This is a genomic window from Papillibacter cinnamivorans DSM 12816, assembly GCF_900176335.1.
Classification (GTDB): domain Bacteria; phylum Bacillota; class Clostridia; order Oscillospirales; family Oscillospiraceae; genus Papillibacter; species Papillibacter cinnamivorans.
In genome coordinates, this window is record NZ_FWXW01000002.1 from 351425 (window position 1) to 375070 (window position 23646).

The following is a 23646-nucleotide window of genomic DNA, read 5'->3' on the forward strand; positions in this document are numbered from 1 at the left end:
TTATTATCGGGAAATCATGAATGGAATATCTTTTCCATGATCTCTTCAGTTTCCTTTAGACTAAAAGAGACATACATTCTATGGTTTTCCTGATCTAATAGCCGATAATGCCGCGAAAACAGATTCTGTTGAATACGGTAGCCTTTTTTTTCGCTGATTGTTTTCCACCAAACCTTGCCTCCCCAAGTTTTTGGGTAGTCAACCTCTATATTCTTAAATGCCATGGCAATGATAAAGCCGGATATATCTCCTCCTATTGCATCATGAAGTATCGTACTGTCTGAAAATATGCTTCCCAAGGCAACCGAATTCGTCCAACCCAGACTTTTTCTGTTCTTTTCTATTTCGATCAATGTCTTTTTCGAAATACCCAATATAGCTGCCATTTTATCCTGTGTTAATCCGTATTCCGTTCGAATCAGTTTAAGTTTTTCATCCATTAAATTAACAAATTGCTTTTTTTCCATATTTCTACCCTCAATTTTAGCTGTGCTTTATAGTGTAATTATACACTATATGGTCACATATTTCAATATTAAAAAAGTCTGCACATAAAGTTTTTTGATATCATATATCCGAAAAAGCTCTGTATTTCAAACGGTAAACCACGACTCGTTTTGCGCACCCCGATTTGCAGCGTGTATTTTATGACTGCCTGATTCACAGGTTTGAGGGTGCGACGATTTTCGAGGTTATTAAAACCATTGCCATAGACTCCACCCATGCAGAGTCAGCGCCGACAATAGCAAATATGGAACTGTCTTGCCGTCGTGGAATCACGGGAGTATCTGGGCAGGCTGAAACGACAAAACTATCATTGCATAACAAAAACAGGCTGGTTTAGCCAGCCTGTTTTTGTCGTTATGAACACTTGAGGTCCATTTAAGATGGTGCGGGCGACAGGACTTGAACCTGCACGCTTGCGCAATGGCTCCTAAGACCATCGTGTCTGCCAGTTCCACCACGCCCGCATATCCGGCCTCCCCGGCCGGCTCAGTATGTAGTATTATACCAAAGCGGTACGAAAAGTCAATCCGAAGCCGAAGCGCCCGTTCAGGCGTCTGCCTGTTTTGTCCCATTGCCCCTGCTCCCCTTCCCTGCCGGGCAAATCGTGTCCTTCCCCGGAGCGTCCGGGAATTTGCAATTGTCAGATGCGCTCTTCCGGTATATAATAGAAAAATTATAAAGGAGTGAGCGCCCATGCCGTGTCCCCGCGTCGCCGCTATCCATGATATGTCGGGCTTCGGCCGCTGTTCCCTGACGGTGGCCCTGCCGGTCCTGTCCGCCATGGGGGTGCAGTGCTGTCCCCTGCCCACGGCCTTCCTGTCCACCCATACGGGCGGATTCGAGGGATATACCTTTCTGGACATGACGGATGAGATGCCGAGAATCGCCGATCACTGGCGGAGCCTGGGCCTGAAGTTTGATGCCGTTTACAGCGGCTTTATGGGCTCGGAGCGGCAGATGGACATCGTGCGGCGTTTTATTGAGGATTTCAGGAGTGAAAATACCCTCGTCCTGGTGGACCCCGTCATGGGGGATCACGGCCGGATGTACCGGACCTACACTCCGGAAATGTGCCGTAAAATGGGGGACCTGGCCCTCTCCGCAGGCCTCATTACCCCCAACCTTACGGAAGCCGCCTTCTTGCTCGGCCGCCCCTACGAAAGCCTTTCCCGGACAAAAGTAGGCGTCACGGAGCTTCTCTCCGCCCTGTCTTTGGGAAAAACCCGCTCGGTGGTGATAACCGGTGTCTCCTTTGACGACGGGCTTCTCGGCGCCGCGTGCTATGACGCCGACCTGGACGAGGTGAGCTTTGCCTTCTCTCCCCAGATCGGAGCGGAATTTCACGGCACGGGGGACCTCTTTGCCAGCGTCCTTCTGGGAGCGCGCCTCCGGGGAAAAAGTCTTGCGGAGGCGTCGAAGGCGGCGGTCTCCTTCGTGCACGCCTGCGCCCTGCGCACCTATAACGAGGGGCTCCCCCTTCGCGACGGCGTAGAATTCGAACCTCTCATGGGCAGCCTCATCCTGTGATGCTTCCCTGTGCTGCGCAGGACCCGCCGGGGTTTCCGGCGGGTCCTGATTTTTTATTTTATCCTTTCCGCCGCGGCACCCTGATGAACGGAACGGGCACCCCCAGAAGAAGCAGGATCATAAGGTAGGCCGCCCCGCCCCCCGCCGTGGCGGCGGCCCCCCGGAAGAGCTCTGCTCCCGGGAAGGGCAGAGCCCCCAGCAAAAACCGCAGGCTCAGAAACATCCCCGCCGCCGCCGCGCCCGGGGCCAGAAACCACCGTCTGAGCTCCATACGCAGACCGATGACTTTGGTAAGGCAGATGAGGTTCAGAAAAAACCCCAGCGCGGAGCTCACGGCGAGCCCCGCGATGAATCCCGACATCCCCACACCGGGAATGGCGGTAAAATACCAGGTGAACCCCAGCTGGACCACGTCGCTCAGGATGGAGATCACCGCCGTGGGCCTGTGGATTCCGATTCCGTTGAGGCAGCAGCCGGTGATCCCCTGGAGAAAAACAAAAAAGACGCCCGGGGCCATGGCCGGAAGCGCGGTCCCCGCCGAAGCTTCGTGGAACAGGGCGCTCCCCAGGTCTTCCCCGAAGAAAAGAAGGAACACCAGAGACGGCAGGATGAGAAGGACCGTCGCGGCGATCGCCTTGGATATTCTCTGCCGGATCTCGTCCGTTTTCCCCAGGGCGCGGCCTTCCGCCAGCTTGGGCATCAGTGTCAGGCTCAAAGCGCCGAAGAAAGCCCCCGGCAGCATCATCATGGGGATGGTCATCCCAAAGAGAATACCGAAGCTCTCCATGGCCTTTTCCGCCGGCATCCCGGATAAAATGAGCCTCCGGGGGATCAGGACGGCGTTTGCCGAGGTCATGATGCTCCCCAGCACGCTGGTGGCCCCCACGGGGAGCGCGATATCCCCGATGTTTTTCCGAAGCGTCTCCGCGGGCATCCCTCTGCCTCCCCTGCCCGGGCTCCCGCCGTATCTGCGGTACAAAACGGCGAGGGTGGAGGCGCTGAACACCTCGCAGATGGCCATGCCAGCCACTACGAGGCCCACCATGGTCTCGTCGGAGCAGGGGCAGAATACGGCCAGGAGCGTCAGCACCGCCGCGGTCCGGATGACCTGCTCGGCAAGCTCCGTGAGGGCGGGGGGGCGAATGCGCCCCGTCCCGTAAAAATAGTATTTGTACAGGTTCTCGATGCCGGTGAAAAAGATGCAGGGCAGCAAAATTAAAAGCCCCATCTGGGTCCTGGCGTCTCCCAGCAGCGTCACCGAGATGGGGTCGTTCAGCAGTATCACCACGGCCGCGAAAACGGAAAACATCAGAAAGAAAAAGAGGCGGCACTGCCGCAGCACCTGGTATATCGCCCTCCCGTTGCCCACCGCATGGTATTCCGCCGAAAGCCGTGACACCGAAGCCGTGAGCCCTACGGAGAGGACCGCCATGGCCGCCGAATACACCGGCATCAGGAGCTGGAAAAGCCCCATGTTTTCCGCGCCGATGGCCCGGCTTAAAAAAATACGGTAGACGAACGCCACCGCCTGGGACGCGACGCTGGTTCCCGTCAGGATCAGCGCGTTCCGTGTCAGCGAGTCCCGGTTCTGCTTCAAGGCCAATCCCCCTTTCCAAAAGGATATGCCCTTTGAAACCAAAGCAGAACCCCGCTCCTTCTGTCTGCGCCGACGTCCTGTATCCCCTCCGGTTTATGTCCCGATTCCTTAGCGTCCGCCTCTTGCCCCCGTCCCCCCGTCCTTTCCTCGCCCCGCTTCGCTTCTTGTTCTTCGCCTGCCGCCCCAGCTCTCGCGCTCCCGCTCTTCGTCCCCCGCCGTCCCGCCCGTACCATGTCGCCGTCGTACGCTCTTTCCCGCTCCCCCGCGGACCGCTCCCGTCCCGCCAGAAATCCCTTGCAAGCCCCCGGCAAATACGGTATACTATCCTATGTTCCGCCGGTTCCGGCGCGGATCGTCAGCGGCATAAATGCCCCGCGGGCCTTCCGTCGCCCCTCCGTTGTCTTCGGAACAAAACGAAATATCCGGGTGTAGCGCAGCTGGTAGCGCGGGTGGTTTGGGACCATCAGGCCGCAGGTTCGAATCCTGTCACTCGGACCAAAATCGTTTCTATGGGATTTGAGAAATCCTCCTGTAGAAACGATTTTTACTTTATGTCGGTGTTTCTGGTAATGCAGAGTATGATACAATTGGAGTATGAGCACGACTTTCTTGGAGGAAAACCAGAATGAAGAAAATCATCATTTTAAATATTGAAATGACATATGGGAACATTCATGACACAATCCATCCCGTTGTACTTTCCGATGAAAGTAATTGTGACGTCATCCATAGAAACGCCCTATATTTCCGGGGCTCGGAAGTCGCTTCGGCTGGAACAGGCTGAGCAGTTGCAAAAAACTTTGCCGCCCGAGCAGCGGGCATTTGGAGAGGCATTTTGCGGCCTTTTACGTACTGTCGAACCCGTTCAAATTGACCGCCGGCTTTGCGGGGATGATTTGCTGCCCTTTTGCGGGGGCTGTCAGGTTATTGCAACGCCCGGTCATACTCCGGGGCATATCTCGCTCTATCTCCCGGGATTTGATACTGTCATTTCCGGCGATGCAATGGCATTAGAAAACGGAAAACCTATAATAGCCAATCCTCAATTTACATTAGATATGGAGGAAGCGATAGCTTCCATGGAGCGTTTACTCTCCTTCCCTGCAAAAAGAATGATTTGTTATCATGGGGGCGTGCTTGATTTATAAAAACGGTGCGTAAATATGCCTTTCCGGAAGAGGCGACAAGGTATGATACAATACATGGTATAAACTTGAATTTTTAAGGAGCCGGAATATGAGCAGGCCGCGAAAAATGCTGTCGGAATGGGATGCGCCATATATTCAGTCGCTGGTGAAACGAGTTGAGACGCAAAGTAAACCAACGCTTGCCAATTGGTGCGTTTCTTACTGCGAAACGCATATTCTGCCGATTTACGAAAAAAACCGTCCCGACGACGCCCGTCCTCGAAACGCGCTGATCGCCGCCCATGAATGGCTCGACGGCAAAATCAAGCTGCCGCAGGCAAAGGCAGCCATTCTGGAATGTCATGCCGCCGCCCGCGAACTTGAAACCAACCCGACCGGGCAGGCCTCGGCAAGGGCGATCGGGCAATGCGCATCCACAGTACACTCGGCTTCGCATTGCTTGGGGTTGGCCTGTTACGGCGCGCTGGCGGTCGCCTATGACAAATTGGGTGTCAGTGCCCCGTGGGCGCAGCTCGAAGCCTGTGCCGCCGAGGAATGCGGACGCATGGAAGCGGCATTGCGTGCCATAGCGGTAGAAAACGAGCCGAATCCGGCGAAATTTACGTGGCAGTGTAAGAGGTGAGTTTATGAGCAATAAGAAATGCCCCCGGTGCGGACGGGAACTTGAAAGCACAAATCTGGATCATTGCTGCGATAAAGAAAACGCGATCGATGCGTATATCGCCGCACAGCCCTCCGGGGTGCAGCCCCTTCTGCAGAGGATCCGTGAAACCATACACGCTGCCGCCCCAAACGCCATTGAGAAGATTTCATGGCGTATGCCGACCTTCTGGCAGGGCGAGAACCTTATCCACTTTGCGGCGTTTAAGAAGCATATCGGTCTTTACCCCGGCGGCGAGGCGGTCGGCGTGTTCGCGGAGCGTCTGGCAGGATACAAAACCTCCAAGGGAGCGATTCAGCTTCCTCTCGATAAGCCGATGGATCACAAGCTGATTGCCGACATTGTGCGCTGGAGAGTGGAGAACTTGAATGGATAGCTTTACGAAAGAAGATTTGGAAGAAGCTCTCCGGGCTATCGCTTCAACGATCAGCAAATGTGAGAAAGTACAGCCGAAATTGAAAGAGGGCTCTCCGCAGCACACGCTGCTCATACGCCGGATCAAGGCGCTCATCATCGCATCGGCACTCATAAAAAGAGAATTGGGCTTGGACTAAGCCGCCGGGTAAAGGCTTTATACTTTGTTGATTTCGTCTTGTTGATATATTCCCCACCACGTGGTGGAGCGGGGGCGGACATAAATTGGCGATAATGTCTATACTAAAGATTAACTATTAAAAGTCAAGCCCTGAATTAAGGATTGTGGACAAAAACCAGATGGCTCAAAAAGGTATAGCAAAGCAGGGGCGCATTAAAGCCCCATGCCGGCTATTGAGTGAAAGCTACGCTGCCAAGCGATAAGGTTCTCCGGACTTTTCTAAGGCGTAAATGAGCCGTACCAGCTTTTTGGCAGCATGAGAGATTGCGACGTTGTAGTGCTTGCCCTCCGCCCGTTTCTTAGCAAGGTAGGCAGAGAATGTCGGATCCCAGAGGCAGACATACTTTGCGGCATTGAATATGGCGTAACGCAGGTATCTGGAGCCGCGCTTCTCCATATGGGCATAGCAATTCCTGAGTTGCCCGGATTGGTATGTTGAAGGTGAAAGCCCGGCGTAGGCCAGCAGCTTGTCCGGAGAATCAAACCGGGAGAAGTCGCCAGCCTCGGCAAGGATCATGGCCCCCATGCGGGTGCCAATACCCGGGATCGTCGTAATGGGCGAATGAAGCTCGTCCATGATGTGCCGGATGGCGGACTCGATTTCCGCAATCTCGGCATCCAGTTCCCGAATAAGCCGGATGGTGTGCCGCAGCTCCAGCGACTTCGCCGGCATTTCAGAACCGACGGAAGCTCTGGCAGTATCCCGAATATTCACGGCCAGGTCCCGTCCGTAGCGACCTCTGGAAGCGTCATGTAAAAGCGTTTTCAGCCGCGTCAGATGTGCCTGGGCAATCTGTTTGGCTCCGGGGAATTCCACCAGCAAGGCGTAAACGGAGACTATGTGAAGCGTCGGCACCAGTTTTTCCAGTTCAGGGAACAGGATGCAGACCAGGCGGGCAATAGACTGCTTAAGCTTACCGCGCTCTTTCACCTTGTCAAAGCGGTATCTCGTGAGTGACTTTAGCTCCTCATTGTGGTAAGCTGTGTCTGTGTAGGGCTTGAGGCCCACATCGGACAAAAGCATAGCCGCAATCGTTCGCGCATCGACACGGTCTGTCTTCGTCTTTCTGAGGCTGAGGCTTTTCCGGTACATGTTCGTGTGCAAGGGGTTCAAGACATAGGTGGGAAGACCGTTGTCAAGAAGAAACCCAAGGATGTTGCAGCTGTAATGCCCGGTAGCCTCAAGTCCTACTTTTATCTTGTCTTGGGGCGAGGAGCAGTCTCGGATCCTTTGCAGCAGGCGGTGAAAGCCATCCATGCTGTTTGGAACGGTGAACACATCCGCAAGAACTTCCCCTTCCGAGTCGATGATGAAGCAATCGTGTTTGTCCTTGGCAACGTCGATTCCAACAGAAATCATAGCAAAACCTCCGGCGGTAAAATTATGATGCTGCATCCACAGGACACTTTGCTCTTGTAACCTTGTTCCACATAAACCGTCGGGCGGTATTTAACTGATTAACAAACCTGCAAAGGGCTGTGGTTGGAACCTTTCGTGAACCATCGCGTGGTAGGGGTTTCAAACCAATCCACAGCATCCCTTACAGTGTAGCACAAGCCCTTGGAGAGGGGCTCTAATAACTACTACTCTATAATACAAGGGGTAACAAAAATGGAGCGGAAAACGCCGCTGTACGAATGTCATCTGGAGCGGGGCGGCAAGATTGTGCCCTTCGCGGGGTATCTTCTCCCCGTCCAGTACGAAACCGGGGTAATTAAGGAGCACCTGGCGGTGCGCACAGCCTGCGGTCTCTTCGACGTTTCTCACATGGGGGAGTTCACTCTTCGCGGAAAAGGCGCCCTTGACGTTTTGCAGCGTCTGCTCACCAACGATTTCCGGGGCATGGAGGACGGCCATGCCCGGTACAGCCCCATGTGCAATGAATCGGGGGGCACGGTGGACGATTTGCTGGTTTATCGCTTTTCCGGGGAACACTATATGCTGGTGGTCAACGCCTCCAACCGGGACAAGGATTTTGCCTGGATCCGGGACCGTCTCTTCGGGGACTGCGTCCTGGAGGACATCTCCGATACCGTCGCCCAGCTCGCCCTTCAGGGTCCGGAAGCCGAAGCGATTTTAAAGCCCCTTGCGGATTCTCCTCTTCCCGAAAAATATTATACCTTCACTTTAAAAGCGGACGTGGGCGGCGTCTCCTGCCTGGTCTCCCGGACGGGCTACACCGGGGAGGACGGCTTTGAGCTCTACTGCGCTCCCGGGGACGCCCCCGCCCTCTGGAACCTGCTGCTCCGGGCGGGGGAGGGGAGAGGCGTCATCCCCTGCGGCCTGGGCGCCCGGGACACCCTGCGTCTGGAGGCCGCCATGCCTCTCTACGGCCACGAGCTCCGGGAGGACATCACTCCCCGGGAGGCGGGCCTGGGGATCTTCGTGAAGATGGATAAGCCGGACTTCGTGGGCCGTGCCGCCCTGGAAAAGGCGGGGATCCCGTCCCGCAAACGGGTGGGCCTCCGGGTGACCGGAGGGATCGCACGGGAAAATTGTCCCGTATTTTCAGACGGCGCCCCCGTGGGCTTCACCACCTCCGGCACCCACTGCCCCTATCTGGGGTACGCCGTCGCCATGGCCCTGGTGCCCCGCGCCGTATCCGAGCCCGGCCGGGTTCTGGAGGTGGAGGTCCGGGGCCGCAGGCTCAGAGCCGAAATCGTCCCCCTGCCTTTTTACTCCAGAAAAAAATAAAAAGTCTGTCATGAATCATATAGGGAGGAATCGTCATGCATTTTCCTGAAAATCTTCAGTATTCCGAATCCCACGAATGGGTCTCCTTTTCTGAGGACAAAACGGCTCTCGTCGGCCTCACCGACTACGCCCAGCACGAGCTGGGAGACCTGGTCTTCGTCACTCTCCCTGAAGAGGGAGACGGCGTTACGGCGGGGGACCCCTTCGGTGAGGTGGAGTCCGTCAAGGCGGTCTCCGAGGTGCTCAGTCCCGTCACCGGCGTCGTGTTGGAAATCAACGTGGCGCTCCAGGATTCTCCCGCCTCCATCAACGAATCCCCCTATGAAGCCTGGTTTGTCAGGGTGGGGGAGATCACCGGGAAGGTCCGCCTCATGAACGCTTCGGAGTATGAAGCCTTCGTGGAGGGAAAGTAAATGGGCGGTTATATCCCCTCCCCGGATACCGAACGCCGGGAGATGCTCGCCGCCCTGGGTCTTGAATCCGCTTCGGATCTGTTTTCTCATATTCCCGGCGGGGTGAAGCTCTCCGCCCCCCTGGATCTGCCCGGGGGAAAGAGCGAGCTGGAGGTACGGCGGGAGGTCTCCGCCCTGGCCGCCCGAAATACCGTCTTTCCCACCGTCCTGCGCGGAGCGGGGGCCTACCGGCACTATATCCCCTCGGTGGTGAAGTATATCCCCGCCAAGGAGGAGTTTCTCACCGCCTATACCCCCTATCAGGCGGAGATCAGCCAGGGGATTCTCCAGGCCATCTTCGAATATCAGACCATGATCTGTGAACTCACGGGCATGGACGTCTCCAACGCCTCGGTTTACGACGGAGCTTCCGCCGCCGCCGAGGCCGCCGCCATGTGCCGGGAGCGGAAGCGGACGAAAACTCTTGTCTCCGCCGCCGCGAGTCCCGAAACCATAGCCACCCTGCGCACCTACTCCGAAGGCGCGGGCGCCGAAGTTGTTCTCATTCCGGCCCCGGAGGGCAAAACCGATCCGTCTGCCCTGGTCGCTCTTCTGGACGGGGAAACGGCCTGCGTCTATATCCAGCAGCCCAACTTCTTCGGTCTTCTGGAGCCCTGTGAAGCCCTGGCCGCAGCTACCCATACTGCCGGGGCCAAATTCGTCATGGGTGTCAACCCCATCTCTCTGGGGCTTATAAAATCTCCCTCCGAGTGCGGAGCCGACGTGGCCGTGGGGGAGGGCCAGCCCCTGGGCCTGCCTCTTTCCTGGGGAGGGCCCTATCTGGGCTTCATGGCGGCAAGCCGCGCCCTTATGCGCCGCCTTCCCGGCCGCCTGGTGGGCCAGACTCATGATGCCGAAGGAAACCGCGTCTTCGTCCTTACCCTCCAGGCCCGGGAACAGCACATCCGGAGAGAAAAGGCGGGAAGCAACATCTGCTCCAACGAGGCCCTCTGCGCCCTCACCGCCGCCGTATACATGGCCGCCATGGGCCCCGGCGGCGTCAAAGACGCCGCCTCCCAATCCGTGAGCAAGGCCCACTATCTGGCAGGTCGGCTCTGCCGGATCCCCGGCGTTTCTCTCGCCTATCCCGGCGAGTTTTTCCATGAATTCGTGACGACCCTCCCCGTTTCCCGGGAAACAGCCCTCGCCGCCCTGGAAAAAGGGGGAATCCTGGGAGGTCTCCCCGTGGACAGGGGACTTCTCTGGTGCGTCACCGAGGTGGTCTCCCGGGCCGAGCTGGATAAAACCGCCGAAATTCTGGAGGAGGTGTGCCGGAAATGAAGCTGCTTTTTGAAAAAAGCCTCCCCGGCTCCTGCGGAAGATATCTGCCGGACTCGGACGTCCCGGAATACGCCCTTCCGGAGGATGCCCTGCGGAAAACCCCTCCCGCTCTGCCGGAGCTTTCCGAAACCGAACTGAGCCGCCACTATTCCGCCCTGTCCCGCCGGACCTATGGCGTCAACTGCGGCTTCTATCCCCTGGGCTCCTGCACCATGAAGTACAATCCCCGCATCAACGAGGAACTGGCCGCCCTTCCCGGCTTTACGGAGGTTCATCCCCTCCAGCCGGAACACACCGTTTCCGGCTGCCGGGCGGTCCTGGATCTGGCTGAGGACGCCCTCTGCCGCGTCACCGGGATGGACGCCATGAGCTTCCAGCCCGCCGCCGGCGCCCACGGGGAATTTACCGGCCTTCTTCTCATCCGGGCCTATCACCGCGCCCGGGGGGACTTCAAGCGCATGAAAATCCTGGTGCCCGACTCGGCCCACGGCACCAACCCCGCCAGCGCCGCCATGGCCGGCTTCGACGTGGTGAATCTCCCCTCCCGGGAGGACGGCCTCGTGGACCTGGATGCCCTGCGCCGGGCGGCTGGGGAAGACACCGCCGGCCTCATGCTCACCAATCCCAACACACTGGGGCTATTTGACACCGGCATCCGGGAGATCGCGGACATCGTCCACGAAGCGGGCGGTCTTCTCTATTACGACGGGGCCAACTTAAACGCCGTCCTTGGCGTCGCCCGTCCCGGGGACATGGGCTTCGACGTGGTGCATTTAAATCTCCACAAGACCTTCTCCACCCCTCACGGCGGGGGAGGCCCCGGCAGCGGCCCCGTGGGCTGCAAAGAGGCCCTGCGCCCTTATCTTCCCGCTTCCCGCCTTGCCGGCGCGGTTTCCCCGGAGAGCATCGGGCAGGTGCGGGCCTTTCACGGCAATTTCCTGGTGGTGGTCCGGGCCCTGGCGTATCTTCTCTCTCTGGGAAGCGACGGCCTGCTGGAGGCCTCCGAGACCGCGGTCTTAAACGCAAACTACCTGCTGCACAGGCTCTCGCCTAAATATAAGGCGGCCTATTCCGGCAGGTGCATGCACGAATTCGTCCTCACCCTGGAGGACCTGAAAAGCGAAACCGGCGTTTCCGCCCTGGACCTGGCCAAGGCCCTGGCCGACCGGGGCATCCATCCGCCCACCATGTATTTCCCCCTCATCGTCCACGAGGCCCTTATGCTGGAACCCACCGAGACCGAGACCAAGGAAACCCTGGACGAGGCGGCGGATCTCTTCCTTGAATTATATAAAGCCGCTCATGATCGGCCGGAACTTCTGAAAAACGCCCCCCTGAACACTCCCGTCCGCCGCCCCGACGAGGTAGCCGCCGCCCGCAATCCCGTCCTCCGGTATACCCCCGGCGAGGCGGCGCAGGAATGAGGTTTTTATGATCTCCCAGCTTTTCACCTTCCGCAGCCCCGGAACGCATCCTTTCGAAAACCAGGCCCTGGAGTCCTTTTTCCTGGAGGCGGTTCCGGACGATGCCTGCGTTCTCTACCTCTGGCGCAACGACCGCACCGTGGTCATTGGCAAAAACCAGAACGCATGGAAGGAATGCCGGGTCTCCCGGCTGGAAGGGGAGGGAGGGCATCTGGCCCGCCGCATCTCCGGCGGCGGCGCCGTGTATCACGACCTGCACAATCTCAACTTCACCTTTCTTCTCCCCACCCGGGAGTACGACGAGGACCGGCAGCTGGAGGTGATCCTCCGCGCCGTGCGGGACCTGGGGATCGATGCCTCCAAGTCCGGGCGCAACGATCTGACCGCGGAAGGCCGAAAGTTTTCCGGCAGCGCCTACTGGCACGGCCGGGGCCGCTCGCTGCACCATGGGACTCTCCTGGTGGGCTCCGACCTGGATACCCTCACCCGGTATCTGAGCGTGTCCCCGGATAAGCTTAAATCCAAGGGCGTGGAGTCCGTGCGCTCCCGCGTGGTGAACCTGGCCCAGCTTTGTCCGGGCCTCACCGTGGAATCGCTGGTTCCGCGCCTGACGGAAGCCTTCGGCGAAGTCTGCGGCCTCCGCCCCCGCGCCTGGGAACTCACGGGGAAGGACAGAGAGCGGGTTTCGGAGCTCACGGGGCGCTTTTCCTCCCGGGAATGGCGCTTCGGGCAGAATGTTCCCTTTACCGCCGAACTGTCCCGGCGTTTTCCCTGGGGCGGCGTGGAGCTGTCCCTCCGCGTGGAGGGCGGCATCGTCCGCCAGGCCGCCGTCTATACCGACGCCATGGAAACCGAACTTTTTGACACTCTCTCCCGGAGCCTGGAGGGCGCCCCGTTTTCCTCCCGGGACCTTGTAAAGCATTTATCCTTTTCAGACTCTGCTCTTCTGGCCGACCTTCGCGCCTGGCTGGAAACCGAAGCGATGTAGGAGGTGCCCCAAATGGATTCTTTCGACCTGATCGTGGTGGGCGCGGGCCCGGGAGGGCTCGCCGCCGCCGTCCGCGCCGCCCGTCTGGGCATGAAAACCGCCCTGGTGGAATCCCGGGAGCTGGGAGGCACCTGCTTAAACCGCGGGTGCGTTCCCACCAAGGCCCTCCTGCGCAGCGCGGAGATCCTCCGGGGCGCCCGGGAGCTGGGGCTATCCGTTCCCGGTCCGGAAGAACTGGATTTCGGCGCCCTCCGCGCAAAAAAAGACGAGGCCGTGGAGCGCCTTCGCGCCGGGACGGAAGCCCTGGTGAAATCCTGGAAAATCTCCCTCTTTCGCGCCGAGGCCCGGGTGCTGGGCTCCGGCCGGGTGTCCGCGGGTGAGCTGCTGCTTACCGGGAAGCGCATTCTGGTTTCCCCCGGAGGACGGCCCGCGCTGCCTCCCATTCCCGGCATAAAGCTGCCCGGCGTCTATACCAGCGACGGGCTGCTGGAATCCGGCTCGCCGCTCTTTCAGAGCCTCGTGATCCTGGGCGGCGGGGTGGTGGGAGCGGAAATGGCGAGCCTTTATGCCGCCCTGGGCTGCCGCGTCACTCTCCTGGAGCTCACGGACAGACTGGTGCCCTCCATGGACCGGGAGCTTTCCCAGAGCCTGGCCCAGCTTCTGAAAAAGCAGGGGGTACAGATAATCCTCTCAGCCAAAGTGTCGGAAATCCGGAAGTCGGATGGCGGCCTTGCCTGCGTGTATGCCGCAGGGGAGCGGGAAGGTCTCGCGGAGGGTTCCGCCGTCCTCGTGGCCGCGGGTCGAAGGCCCGCTCTGGATCGCCTTTTCGATCCCGGTTTGGAGATAAAAACCGAGAAGGGCTATATTGCGGTAAACGGGGACTTCGAGACCTCGGTTCCCGGCGTCTTCGCCGTGGGGGACGCCGTGGGGGGCATGCAGCTGGCTCATAAGGCCGAAGCGGAGGGCGTCTTCTCCGTGGAGCGCATGGCGGGCCTTGCACCGGAGGCCGATCTTTCCCTGATTCCCTCCTGCGTCTATACCGAACCGGAGCTTGCCTCCGTGGGGCTGACGCCGGACGAAGCCAAACTCCGGGGAATCCCGGTGAAAACAGGAAAAAGCCTCATGACCAGTAACGCCCGGAACGTCATCGAGGGCGGCCAGCGGGGCTTTGTGCGCCTTGTCTTCCATGGGGAGACCGAGGTTTTGCTGGGGGCCCAGCTTCTCTGTCCCAAGGCCTCCGAGCTCATCGGCGGCCTGACCGCGGCCGCCGCCGCGAAGATGACGCGCACGCAGCTTCTGAAAGGTGTCCGCCCCCACCCCTCTTTCTCCGAGGGGATCTTCGAGGCCCTGGCAGCGGTGGACGGCCGCTCGGTTCACACCTCTCCCGGCCTGGGGCGCTGAAACTTTGTTTTCCCTCACCATTCTCTTTTTTAGACAAAACCCGGACCGCGATCATTCGCAGTCCGGGTTTTGTCTGTTTTTTCTGCTCGGCGCGGTTTCTATTTGGGACAGGTCCGGCATATAGTTTCCCAAGGGGGGATTTGCCTTGGAAATCGATCGCCCGGGGCTGGAGCGGGTCAAGCGTGAATGGATGCTCTCGGCCCTGAAAAAGCTCCTGGAGGAACAAATCGTCACGGAAGAAGCGTACCGCCGGACAAGGTCCGCGCTTTTAAAAGAGCGCCCGCCCCATGCCGGCGCCGCCGGAAAATCTGATACCGGGAGGGGATAGCGCAAAACATGGATCTCTACCGTCTGAAACAGGAACTGGAGGCAGGCAGGACGATTTACGACCTGCCCCTGCGCGTGTCCTATTACGCCAGGGTCTCCACCGAGAAGGACGAGCAGCTTCACTCTCTCAAAGCCCAGGTGGAATATTTCTCCGGCTTCATCCGGAGAAATCCCAACTGGGTCCTGGTGGGCGGCTACGTGGACGAAGGGCTCAGCGGCACCAGCGTTATAAAGCGGGAAAATTTCCTGCGGATGCTGGAGGACGCCCGCCTGGGCCGGTTTGACTTTCTGGTCACAAAAGAAATCTCCCGCTTTTCCCGCAGCACCCTGGACAGCATCCGGTACACCCGGGAGCTCCTGGGCTGCGGAGTGGGAGTCCTCTTTCAGTCGGACAACATCAACACCCTGGCCCCCGACGCGGAGCTCCGCCTGGCCATCCTCTCCAGCATTGCCCAGGACGAAGTGCGCAAAATCTCCGAGCGGGTCACCTTCGGCTTCCGCCGGGCGGTGGAACGGGGCGTGGTCCTGGGAAACGGCAGCATCTGGGGCTACCGGAAGGAAGACGGCCGGCTCATCGTGAAAGAGGACGAGGCGGTTCTGGTGCGGGAAATCTTCGAGCTCTATGCCGACCGGGGGATGAGTATCCGGGGCGTCTGCGCCCATCTGTCACAGCGGGGCCTGAAAAACTCCCGGGGAGGGGACTTTTCCTTCAGCACCATCCGCGGGATTCTTTCAAATCCCAAATACAAAGGCTACTACTGCGGCGGAAAATCCCGCAAGCTGGACTACAGGGAGGCCGCCCGCGCCCGCCTGGACCCCTCGGAGTGGGTCCTGTATAAGGACGAGGATACCGTGCCCCCCATCGTCTCCGAGGAGCTCTGGGACCGCGCGGGCCGCATGCTGGACGCCCGGGGCGGGAAAGGGAAGGGGAGCGCCCCCTGCCGCAGCCTTTACCCCTACAGCGGCAAGCTCTTTTGCTCGGTTCACGGCGCGCCCTTCTACCGCGCGGCCTACCGCGGTGCCGGCGGGCTCCGGGAGGTCTGGCAGTGCAGGGAATACGCCTCCGGGGGAAGGGCCGCCTGCTCCGTTCCCGTGGTATATACCGAGGAGCTGGATAGGCTTCTCCGGGAAGCCCTGGAGCTGGCGGGCGTCCGCCGGGAAGAGCTGGCCCGGGCTCTCGCGGACCTTCTTTCGGAACCCGCGGTCTCTCCCGTCCGGGAAAAGGAGCGCTCGTCCCTTCTCCGGGAGCGCGGCCGTTTGAGCGCCCGGAAGGACCGTCTTTTGGACCTCTGCGTCCGGGGCTCCCTTTCGGAGGAGGAGTTCCGGGAGCGGAACGAGGGCTTCAACCGGGAGCTGGAAAGCCTCGCCGCCCGCCTGGAGGCCCTGGAGTCCTCCGTCCCGGAGGAAAAGCCACTTTCCGTGGAAACCCTGCTATCCGCCGCCGCGGCCGCCCTGGAGCTTTCCGGAGGCTTTGACAGGGCCCTTGCGGACACGCTCCTGGACAGGGCGGAAGTTTCGGCGGGGGAGGGGGGCGCGGTGCTCGTCACGGCGAAGCTCCGATTCCTGAAGGAACCCCTGTCCTTTGTAATACGGCGCTGCCGGGGCAAGGCTTCCGTCTGCTCCGTGCAATACATATGATCCGCGCCGATATCAAGACGGAGGTATCTCCCATCGTGGGCAGCGAAAAGCAGTCCGAAGATTTGATCAATTATCTCCTCCAGGAGTTTGAGGGAGACACCAGCAAGATCTGGAAGTCCAACATCTTCGGCAAATCCTTCCACGAGCTGGTGAGCGAGGACCTCCATGCCAAGCTTAAGCGCATGCCCGAGGATGCCCGGGGCAAGCTCCGGGAGACCCTCCAGCGCATTATCAACGAAGGCAGCGGCGGCCTCATCTGCATTATCCTGTAAACCGCCTGAAATTGGGAATGCTGAATCGTCCTGCCGGACCGCAGTATAAAAACCGCTGATAACAAACATGGAAGCGGATCGAAAAATCCACAGGATTTTTCGATCCGCTTCCGTTTTCTCTGCCCCCTGGATAAATTTCGGCAATCGTGATATTCTTAGATCATAGATCCGGAATAAAGAATTCCGCCGGATCTCCGGGAGGAATCATGGGTACGGTTACGTTTGAAACCATCAAAAACTCGCCTGAGATTCAGGCCTATATCCGCCAGGCGGACGTGACGCTGGAAGCCCTGGGCTATACCGAGCACTCTTTGGCCCATGTGACAAAGTGCGCCGAGGTGGCCAGCGATATCCTGCAGCGTCTGGGCTATTCCCATCGGGAAATCGAGCTTTCCCGCATCGCCGCCTTCATGCACGACATCGGCAACATGGTAAACCGCGTGGACCACGCCCAGAGCGGCGCGGTGATCGCCTTTCAGATCCTCAGCCGCATGGGGATGGACCCCGAGGACATCACTGTGGTGGTCTCCTCCATCGGAAATCACGACGAGGCCTCCGCCATCCCGGTAAACGCCGCCTCCGCGGCCCTGATTCTGGCCGACAAGACCGACGTGCGCCGCAGCCGGGTGCGAAACCCGGACTCTTCGAAATTCGATATTCACGACCGGGTCAACTACGCGGTGTACGACTCCTCTCTGGACCTGGATACCGAACAGAAAACCATAACTCTGAGCCTGCGAATCGACACCGAAATCAGCGCCGTCATGGACTATTTCGAGATTTTTTTAAACCGGATGCTCCTGTGCCGCCGGGCTGCCGACTACCTCGGCCTCCGCTTCCGCCTGGACATCAACGACGTCATCCTGCTGTAAAAACTTATTGAAAAAGGGAGCTGCCCAAAAGCGCTTTTGGGCAGCTCTTTTACATTACTTAGTTTGGACGGGAGCTGCGCGCTCCCGTCCAAAGCTTTCGTAGGCGGTCTTTTCAAAAGGCTAAGATAACGAGTATTACGCGCCTCCGGCGGGGGGCCATTTTCCCCCTCGCAGGGAAAAGTGGCCGAAAAAGGTGCGCCAAGAGGCTCCGGCCCCTTGGATCCCAAAGAAGAGTTTTGCGGCAAATGCGCCTCCGAAAGAACCCGGCCATCGGCAGGAAGAACCGCACGAATAGCTCAAAAAACAGGAACTCCATTTTTCAGCCCGCGACAGGCCTTCCGAAAATCAGTCCCGACGGCTCAGAAAATCTGCTAAAACCTTCTGCCAGCAACATCGAAGAAGATAGTAAAGCAATCCCCATATTGTTAACATAATACAAAAAGCAACAGTCGGAAGCTTTGAAATTCTGAAGTGTCCCATAGACCAGACGCTTTTAAAAAAGTTAATCCTCTCAATCGTCGTATAAACTCGGTTTTCGCAGACTCCTTGAGCCCCACAGTCCAAAACCTGGAGAGCTCCGATCGCGGGCTCAAAACAGACCTCTTGCCATAGAGCTGTCCGTGCGCTCGAAATTACCGATAGTCAATTACTCATTAAGAGCGTCTCAAGGAGCACCCGTCCCATGGAGATCCAAGAGGCCGGGGCCTCTTGGTCTGTTTTTGGTGACTTTTTGCAGAAACAAAAAGTTACCGCCAGCGGGGAGCGCGTAACTCCCATCCAAGCTTATAAATATCAATAATAAATGCTGAAAAGCCTTGCAACCGCCGAAAAACAAAAGCACCCTATATCCCCGCAAAATGCCTCAGTTCCTCCCGTTTGAGGATCCGTATCTTCCGGTACCCCGTATCGATCCAGCCCAGGCGTTCGAACTCCCCCAGCACCCGGCTCACCGTCACCCGGCTCACCCCGGCGGAGGAGCCCAGCTCCTCGTGGGTGCAGAAGATGTCCTCGTCCCTCTCCTGGAGGTTAACAAGCAGCCGCGCGATCCGCCGGTCGGCCTGGAGGAAGGTCATGTTGTCCACCTGGGCCGAGAGCATCCGTACCGTCCGTGCCAGGTACCGGAGCATGGAAAGGGCCAGAGAGGGATCCTGGGCAAACTGCTCGGCCACCACCTCCCGCGAGATGGAGACGATCCGGGAGCGCGTCAGGGCTCTTGCCGAGGAGACCCGGGGCATCCCGTCGAAAAACGACGCCTCTCCGAAAATGTGCCCTGCCTGGTAGACCGTGAGGATCTTTTCCTCCCCCTCGCCGGAGCTGATGAAGGTCTTGACCCGGCCTTCCGTGAGATAATAGAACCGTTCCGCCGTCTCCCCCTGCCAGTAGATCATCCGGTCCTTTTCATAGACCCGGGGCGGCAGGGCGGAGGCAAACCTATGCCACACGTCGGGAGCAAGCCCCAGCTCCCGGGTGTTGAAATACTCGTATCGGTACTGCATGCTTCCTCCTTTCCGGTCCGGATAATCCGTTCCGGAAATCTTCTTGGTAAGATTGTATCACAGTTTACATTCTTGCGGCAAGAGTCCTTTTATACTGGAACTATCCTACCACCCCCATTATCAGGATTTTATCCCGGCTCCGGCAGGGCAGGGGAGGCGGACACACGAGTTTCGGAGCGTCCCCGCGTTGCAAACAAAAACGGCCGGTGCTATAATACTGACACCGGCCTGTAAAGGAGGAAAAGCCATGGCAATGACGATGACCCAGAAAATCCTGGCCAAACACGCGGGCCTTCCCGAGGTGAAGGCCGGACAGCTCATCGAGGCGAAGCTGGACCTGGTCATGGGAAACGACATCACCGCCCCCGTGGCCATCAAGGAATTTGAAAAGGCGGGCTTTACCCGTGTCTTCGACAAGGACCGGGTCTGCATCGTCCTGGACCACTTCACCCCCAACAAGGACATCAAGGCCGCCCAGCAGAGCAGCGAGTCCCGCGCTTTTGCAAAAAAGCACGGCCTCACCAACTTTTTCGACGTGGGGAACATGGGTATCGAGCACGCCCTGCTTCCCGAAAAGGGTCTGGTGGCACCCGGCGAGACGGTCATCGGGGCCGACTCCCATACCTGCACCTACGGGGCCCTGGGCGCTTTTTCCACCGGCGTGGGCAGTACCGACATGGCGGCCGGCATGGCGGCCGGCGTTGCCTGGTTCAAGGTACCCTCCGCCATCCGCTTCAACCTGATTGGCAAACTGCGTCCCTGGGTGGGCGGCAAGGACGTCATCCTCCACATCATCGGCAGAATCGGAGTGGACGGCGCTCTTTATAAATCCATGGAGTTTACCGGCCCCGGAGTTAAGGAGCTCACCATGGACGACCGGTTCACCATCGCCAACATGGCCATCGAGGCGGGGGCCAAAAACGGGATCTTCCCCGTGGACCAGGCCGTGCGGGACTATGTGAAAGACAGGGTCACCCGCCCCTGGGAGGCCTTCGAGGCCGACCCCGACGCGGAATACGACGAGGAGATCACCATCGACCTGTCCGAGATCGAACCCACGGTTTCACTGCCCCATCTGCCCTCCAACGCCCAGAAGGTCAGCCAGGTCCGCGGCCTTAAGATCGACCAGAGCGTCATCGGCTCCTGCACCAACGGGCGTCTGGGCGACCTGCGTATCGCCGCTTCCATCCTGAAGGGCCGCAAGGTGGCCCCCGGAGTCAGATGCATCGTCATCCCCGCCACCCAGCAGGTCTATCTGGACGCCCTGGCGGAAGGGCTCATCGAGATCTTCGTGAAAGCCGGCTGCGCCGTGAGCACCCCCACCTGCGGGCCCTGCATCGGCGGCCACATGGGCGTCCTCTACAAGGGCGAGCGGGCCGTAGCCACCACCAACCGCAATTTTGTCGGCCGCATGGGACATACGGAATCTGAAATTATTCTGGCAAGCCCGGCGGTCGCTGCGGCTTCCGCCGTGGCGGGGGTCGTTGCCTCCCCCGACGAACTGTGAGGAGGGAGAAAAGAATATGAAAACCACCGGAACCGTTTTCAGATACGGAGACAACGTGGATACCGACGTCATCATCCCCGCGAGGTACTTGAACACCTCCGACCCCGCGGAGTTGGCTAAGCACTGCATGGAGGATATCGACGCCTCCTTTGTTGGCAAGGTACAAAAGAACGACCTGATCGTGGCCGGAGCCAATTTCGGCTGCGGCTCCTCCCGGGAACACGCGCCCATCGCCATCCGGGCCTGCGGCGTCTCCTGCGTCATCGCGGGCAGCTTTGCCCGGATCTTCTACAGAAACGCCATCAACATCGGCCTTCCCATCATGGAATCCCCCGAGGCGGCAGCGGACATTAAACCCGGGGATCAGGTGAGCGTGGACTTCGATACCGGACTCATTGTAAACGAGACCACGGGCCGCTCCTTTCAGTCGGCCCCCTTCCCGGAATTCGTGACCAATATCATCCGCGCCGGCGGCCTTCTCAATTCTCTCAAGGAAAGGGGCGTCTGAGGTTGAACTTCAAGATTGCTCTCATCCGGGGCGACGGCATCGGCCCCGAGGTGGTGGAAGAGGCCGTGGGCGTCCTGGAGACCGTGGGAGCCCGCTTCGGCCACAGCTACGAATGGATCGACGTCCTCATGGGCGGCTGCGCTTACGACGCAAAGGGAACGCCCTATCCCGAGGGGACAAAGGAGGCCTGTCAGCGGGCCGACGCCGTTTTGCTGGGCGCCGTGGGCGGGCCCAAATGGGACAATCTGCCTCCCGCTCTCCGTCCGGAAAAGGCACTTTTGGCCATCCGTTCCGACCTGGGGCTTTACGCAAACCTCCGCCCGGCGGCCCTCCGCCCGGCTCTGAAGGCCGCCTGCCCTCTGAGGAGCGATATAGCGGATAAGGGCTTCGATCTCATGCTCTTGAGGGAGCTCACCGGGGGAATCTACTTCGGAGAGCGGAAACGGTATCAGACCGAGGACAGGGGAGAGGAAGCCTCCGATCTCATGAAGTACAGCGAGATGGAGATCGAGCGGATCGGCCGCCGCGCCTTCGAGCTGGCCCGCCTGCGCCGGAAAAAGGTCGTGAGCGTGGACAAGGCAAACGTCCTGGAAACCTCCCGCCTCTGGCGTGCCGTCATGCACCGGCTGGCCGCGGAGTACCCCGACGTGGCCTATTCCGACATGCTGGTGGACAACTGCGCCATGCAGCTGGTGCGGGACCCCTCCTTCTTCGACGTCCTGGTGACCGAGAACATGTTCGGGGACATCCTATCGGACGAAGCCAGCATGCTCACCGGCTCCATCGGCCTTCTGCCGTCGGCCTCCATAGGGGACAGGACCCCCGGCCTTTACGAGCCCATCCACGGCTCCGCCCCCGACATAGCCGGTCAGGACAAGGCAAATCCCGTGGCCGCCATCCTGTCCGCTGCCATGATGTTCCGCTATTCCTTCCGTCTCGCCGGGGAAGCCGCCGCCATTGAAAAGGCGGTGGATCTTGCCCTCTCTTCCGGCTGCCGGACCGCCGACATGGCGGGCTCCGGCGCTCCCCTGGGTACCCGGGAGATGGGAAAAATCATCCGAGGCAATATCTGACGTCGTCTTTCGCCCTTTTACGTCCTGAACAATCCCCAGGGCTCTGCACGTTCGTTTTAGTAAATCAGAAAGGCTCAGAGCCGGCCGCGCCCGCGGCCGGCTGAGCTCCCAAACAGCATGAATGGAGGTATCGCCGTGAACGTAACCGAAGCATTGTCGGCCCGCCGCTCCTGCCGGGCGTTTAAACCCGATCCCGTGAACCGCAGCGTCATTCTGCAGCTTCTGGAAGCCGCAGCCCGCACGCCCTCCTGGGCCAACACCCAGCCCTGGGAGGTTTACGTCGCAGCGGGCGACGTCCTTCAGGCAATCAAGGACGGCTTCCTGGAACGGTTTGGCAGCGGGACGCCGCCGTGTCCCGATCTCCCGCGCCCGAAAAGCTGGCCGGAGGAACACAAAAAACGCACCCAGCAGCTCACGGCGGACATGGCCCTGGCCGCGGGGGAAGCGGTAAAACAGTTCGGGCAGCTGAACCTGAAGGGGTTTTACGCCCCCGCCGTCATCTATCTGTGCATGGACAAAACACTCACACCCTGGTCCATCTTCGACCTTGGGGCCTTCAGCCAGAGCATCATGCTGGAAGCGGCCCAGCGCGGCCTTTCCACCATTCCCGCCGTCAATCTGGTCCATTATCCGGATGTGATCCGAAGGGAACTGGGTATCCCCGATACTCTTTCCGTGATCTTCGGCATCGCCATAGGGTACGAGGATACGTCCCATCCCATCAACGCCTTCCGGAGCGCCCGCAGGCCGGCGGGCGAGTTTGCCGTCCTGAAGGGATTTGACTGAGTAACCGCCCCGCGGACGTTTTGGCTTCCTCTCTTCGGCTTTGGTAACTGCTTATTGGGATAAAGGGGGATCTGTCATGCTTCTGGCCATCGATATCGGAAATTCCACCATCTCCGTGGGCCTGTTCGGCGAGGGCGCGCGGCTGGTCTTCATCTCTTCGCTCAACACCGACAAGAACGCCACCTGCGACCAGTGCGCCATCGCCATCATGAACCTGTTCCGGCTCTATAAGTGCGACCTGGCCGCCGTTACCGGGGCCATCGTCTGCAGCGTGGTGCCTCCCGTCACCTCCAGTGTGGCCGCGGCCATCGAAACGCTTTTCGGGAAGCCCCCCATGGTGGTGGGGCCTGGCATCAAGACCGGGCTAAATATCAAAACGGAAATTCACGCCCAGCTGGGTTCCGACATCGTGGCCAGCGCGGTTTCCGCACTCAATAAGTACAAGACTCCCATCGTCGTCATCGACATGGGAACCGCCACCACATTTTCCCTCATCAGCGAGCGCAACACCTTCGAAGGCTGCATCATCTTTCCCGGCGTGCGCATCGCCCTGGAGGCCCTCTCCGAGCATGCCGCCCAGCTTCCCTTTATCTCCATCGATACACCGGACTCCCTCATCGGGAAAAACACCATCGACTCCATGCGCTCCGGTATCCTGTACGGCAACGCCGGCATGATCGACAATGTCATCGGCCGCATTGAGGAGACGGCCGGCTCCGTCTCCACCGTGGTGGCCACCGGGGGCAACGCTCCCCTTATTCTTCCTCAGTGCCGCCGCAGCATCATCTACAATAAGGATCTCCTCATGGAGGGTTTGTACCTTATCTATTACCGCAACGCCGAGTGCTGCCGGTAAGCTCCGGCAAAACGGCTGCGGGGCAGGGTATTGGA

The 23646-nt window shown here is 59.3% G+C and carries 23 protein-coding genes, 2 tRNA genes and 1 pseudogene; 21 read left to right on the forward strand and 5 right to left on the reverse strand.

Features of this window, described 5'->3' with window-relative positions:
- Nucleotides 1-14 precede the first annotated feature (14 nt).
- A complete protein-coding gene (locus B9A13_RS04525) occupies nt 15-467 on the reverse strand; it encodes a helix-turn-helix transcriptional regulator (RefSeq protein ID WP_084233859.1) in 453 nt (150 codons plus the stop codon).
- Nucleotides 468-888: 421 nt separating this feature from the next.
- A tRNA-Leu gene (locus tag B9A13_RS04530) sits at nt 889-971 on the reverse strand.
- A 229-nt stretch (nt 972-1200) separates the two neighbouring features.
- On the opposite strand from B9A13_RS04530, the gene B9A13_RS04535 reads away from it, so the two are divergent.
- Entirely contained in the window at nt 1201-2034 is an 834-nt protein-coding gene (locus B9A13_RS04535; RefSeq protein WP_084233860.1) for a pyridoxamine kinase, read from the forward strand.
- Nucleotides 2035-2092: 58 nt separating this feature from the next.
- Here the strand turns inward: B9A13_RS04535 and B9A13_RS04540 are convergent, their stop codons facing one another.
- A complete protein-coding gene (locus B9A13_RS04540; protein ID WP_159448026.1) occupies nt 2093-3631 on the reverse strand; it encodes an oligosaccharide flippase family protein in 1539 nt (512 codons plus the stop codon).
- 422 nt (nt 3632-4053) lie between these two features.
- Here B9A13_RS04540 and B9A13_RS04545 point away from each other — a divergent pair.
- The 5 genes from B9A13_RS04545 to B9A13_RS04565 all read left to right on the forward strand — a co-directional run bounded on the left by B9A13_RS04545 (nt 4054) and on the right by B9A13_RS04565 (nt 5994).
- A tRNA-Pro gene (locus B9A13_RS04545) sits at nt 4054-4129 on the forward strand.
- Between the two features lie 176 nt (nt 4130-4305).
- Nucleotides 4306-4779, forward strand: a complete 474-nt coding sequence (locus B9A13_RS04550) for an MBL fold metallo-hydrolase (RefSeq protein ID WP_242942774.1) — start codon at nt 4306-4308, stop codon at nt 4777-4779.
- A gap of 88 nt (nt 4780-4867) precedes the next feature.
- On the forward strand, nt 4868-5401 hold the full coding sequence (locus B9A13_RS04555; protein WP_084233862.1) for a putative immunity protein: 534 nt from the start codon (nt 4868-4870) through the stop codon (nt 5399-5401).
- A 4-nt stretch (nt 5402-5405) separates the two neighbouring features.
- Nucleotides 5406-5816 (forward strand): iron chaperone, encoded by a 411-nt coding sequence (locus tag B9A13_RS04560; RefSeq protein WP_084233863.1) that lies wholly within the window; start codon nt 5406-5408, stop codon nt 5814-5816.
- Nucleotides 5809-5994, forward strand: coding sequence for a hypothetical protein (locus B9A13_RS04565; protein ID WP_084233864.1), 186 nt, complete (start codon nt 5809-5811; stop codon nt 5992-5994). The genes B9A13_RS04560 and B9A13_RS04565 overlap by 8 nt, the downstream gene beginning before the upstream one ends.
- A 225-nt stretch (nt 5995-6219) precedes the next feature.
- On the opposite strand, the gene B9A13_RS04570 is transcribed toward B9A13_RS04565, so the two are convergent.
- On the reverse strand, nt 6220-7395 hold the full coding sequence (locus B9A13_RS04570; protein WP_084233337.1) for an IS110 family RNA-guided transposase: 1176 nt from the start codon (nt 7393-7395) through the stop codon (nt 6220-6222).
- A 252-nt stretch (nt 7396-7647) separates the two neighbouring features.
- Here B9A13_RS04570 and gcvT point away from each other — a divergent pair, with 252 nt between their 5' ends.
- The 10 genes and pseudogenes from gcvT (at nt 7648) to B9A13_RS04620 (ending at nt 17385) form a co-directional block, all read left to right on the forward strand.
- Entirely contained in the window at nt 7648-8730 is a 1083-nt protein-coding gene (gene gcvT, locus B9A13_RS04575; protein ID WP_084233865.1) for a glycine cleavage system aminomethyltransferase GcvT, read from the forward strand.
- A 35-nt stretch (nt 8731-8765) separates the two neighbouring features.
- On the forward strand, nt 8766-9143 hold the full coding sequence (gcvH, locus tag B9A13_RS04580; RefSeq protein ID WP_084233866.1) for a glycine cleavage system protein GcvH: 378 nt from the start codon (nt 8766-8768) through the stop codon (nt 9141-9143).
- A complete protein-coding gene (gcvPA, locus tag B9A13_RS04585) occupies nt 9144-10463 on the forward strand; it encodes an aminomethyl-transferring glycine dehydrogenase subunit GcvPA (protein WP_084233867.1) in 1320 nt (439 codons plus the stop codon).
- Nucleotides 10460-11887, forward strand: a complete 1428-nt coding sequence (gene gcvPB, locus B9A13_RS04590; protein WP_084233868.1) for an aminomethyl-transferring glycine dehydrogenase subunit GcvPB — start codon at nt 10460-10462, stop codon at nt 11885-11887. The genes gcvPA and gcvPB overlap by 4 nt, the downstream gene beginning before the upstream one ends.
- A gap of 7 nt (nt 11888-11894) precedes the next feature.
- Complete coding sequence (lplA, locus tag B9A13_RS04595; protein ID WP_084233869.1) at nt 11895-12875, forward strand: lipoate--protein ligase; 981 nt, start codon at nt 11895-11897, stop codon at nt 12873-12875.
- 12 nt (nt 12876-12887) lie between these two features.
- Complete coding sequence (lpdA, locus tag B9A13_RS04600) at nt 12888-14276, forward strand: dihydrolipoyl dehydrogenase (protein ID WP_084233870.1); 1389 nt, start codon at nt 12888-12890, stop codon at nt 14274-14276.
- A 145-nt stretch (nt 14277-14421) separates the two neighbouring features.
- A complete protein-coding gene (locus B9A13_RS04605; RefSeq protein WP_084233871.1) occupies nt 14422-14604 on the forward strand; it encodes a hypothetical protein in 183 nt (60 codons plus the stop codon).
- Nucleotides 14605-14612: 8 nt separating this feature from the next.
- Entirely contained in the window at nt 14613-16241 is a 1629-nt protein-coding gene (locus B9A13_RS04610) for a recombinase family protein (protein WP_084233872.1), read from the forward strand.
- Nucleotides 16229-16513: pseudogene (locus B9A13_RS04615) on the forward strand (sporulation stage IV protein A); the annotation flags it as partial. The gene B9A13_RS04610 and the pseudogene B9A13_RS04615, both read left to right, overlap by 13 nt.
- Nucleotides 16514-16719: 206 nt before the next feature.
- Nucleotides 16720-17385 carry an HD domain-containing protein gene (locus B9A13_RS04620; protein WP_084233873.1) on the forward strand — a complete coding sequence of 222 codons (666 nt, stop codon included), beginning with the start codon at nt 16720-16722 and terminating at the stop codon, nt 17383-17385.
- Between the two features lie 842 nt (nt 17386-18227).
- On the opposite strand, the gene B9A13_RS04630 is transcribed toward B9A13_RS04620, so the two are convergent.
- A complete protein-coding gene (locus B9A13_RS04630; protein ID WP_084233875.1) occupies nt 18228-18881 on the reverse strand; it encodes a Crp/Fnr family transcriptional regulator in 654 nt (217 codons plus the stop codon).
- A gap of 247 nt (nt 18882-19128) precedes the next feature.
- Here B9A13_RS04630 and leuC point away from each other — a divergent pair, with 247 nt between their 5' ends.
- From leuC to B9A13_RS04655, 5 genes are all read left to right on the forward strand, one after another.
- Nucleotides 19129-20388 carry a 3-isopropylmalate dehydratase large subunit gene (gene leuC, locus B9A13_RS04635; protein WP_084233876.1) on the forward strand — a complete coding sequence of 420 codons (1260 nt, stop codon included), beginning with the start codon at nt 19129-19131 and terminating at the stop codon, nt 20386-20388.
- A 16-nt stretch (nt 20389-20404) separates the two neighbouring features.
- Nucleotides 20405-20896, forward strand: coding sequence for a 3-isopropylmalate dehydratase small subunit (leuD, locus tag B9A13_RS04640; protein WP_084233877.1), 492 nt, complete (start codon nt 20405-20407; stop codon nt 20894-20896).
- A 2-nt stretch (nt 20897-20898) separates the two neighbouring features.
- Nucleotides 20899-21969, forward strand: coding sequence for a 3-isopropylmalate dehydrogenase (gene leuB, locus B9A13_RS04645; RefSeq protein WP_084233878.1), 1071 nt, complete (start codon nt 20899-20901; stop codon nt 21967-21969).
- Nucleotides 21970-22104: 135 nt separating this feature from the next.
- Nucleotides 22105-22755: a nitroreductase gene (locus tag B9A13_RS04650; protein ID WP_159448027.1), complete on the forward strand. Its 651-nt coding sequence runs from the start codon at nt 22105-22107 to the stop codon at nt 22753-22755.
- A 76-nt stretch (nt 22756-22831) separates the two neighbouring features.
- Nucleotides 22832-23611, forward strand: a complete 780-nt coding sequence (locus tag B9A13_RS04655; RefSeq protein ID WP_084233880.1) for a type III pantothenate kinase — start codon at nt 22832-22834, stop codon at nt 23609-23611.
- Nucleotides 23612-23646 lie beyond the last annotated feature (35 nt).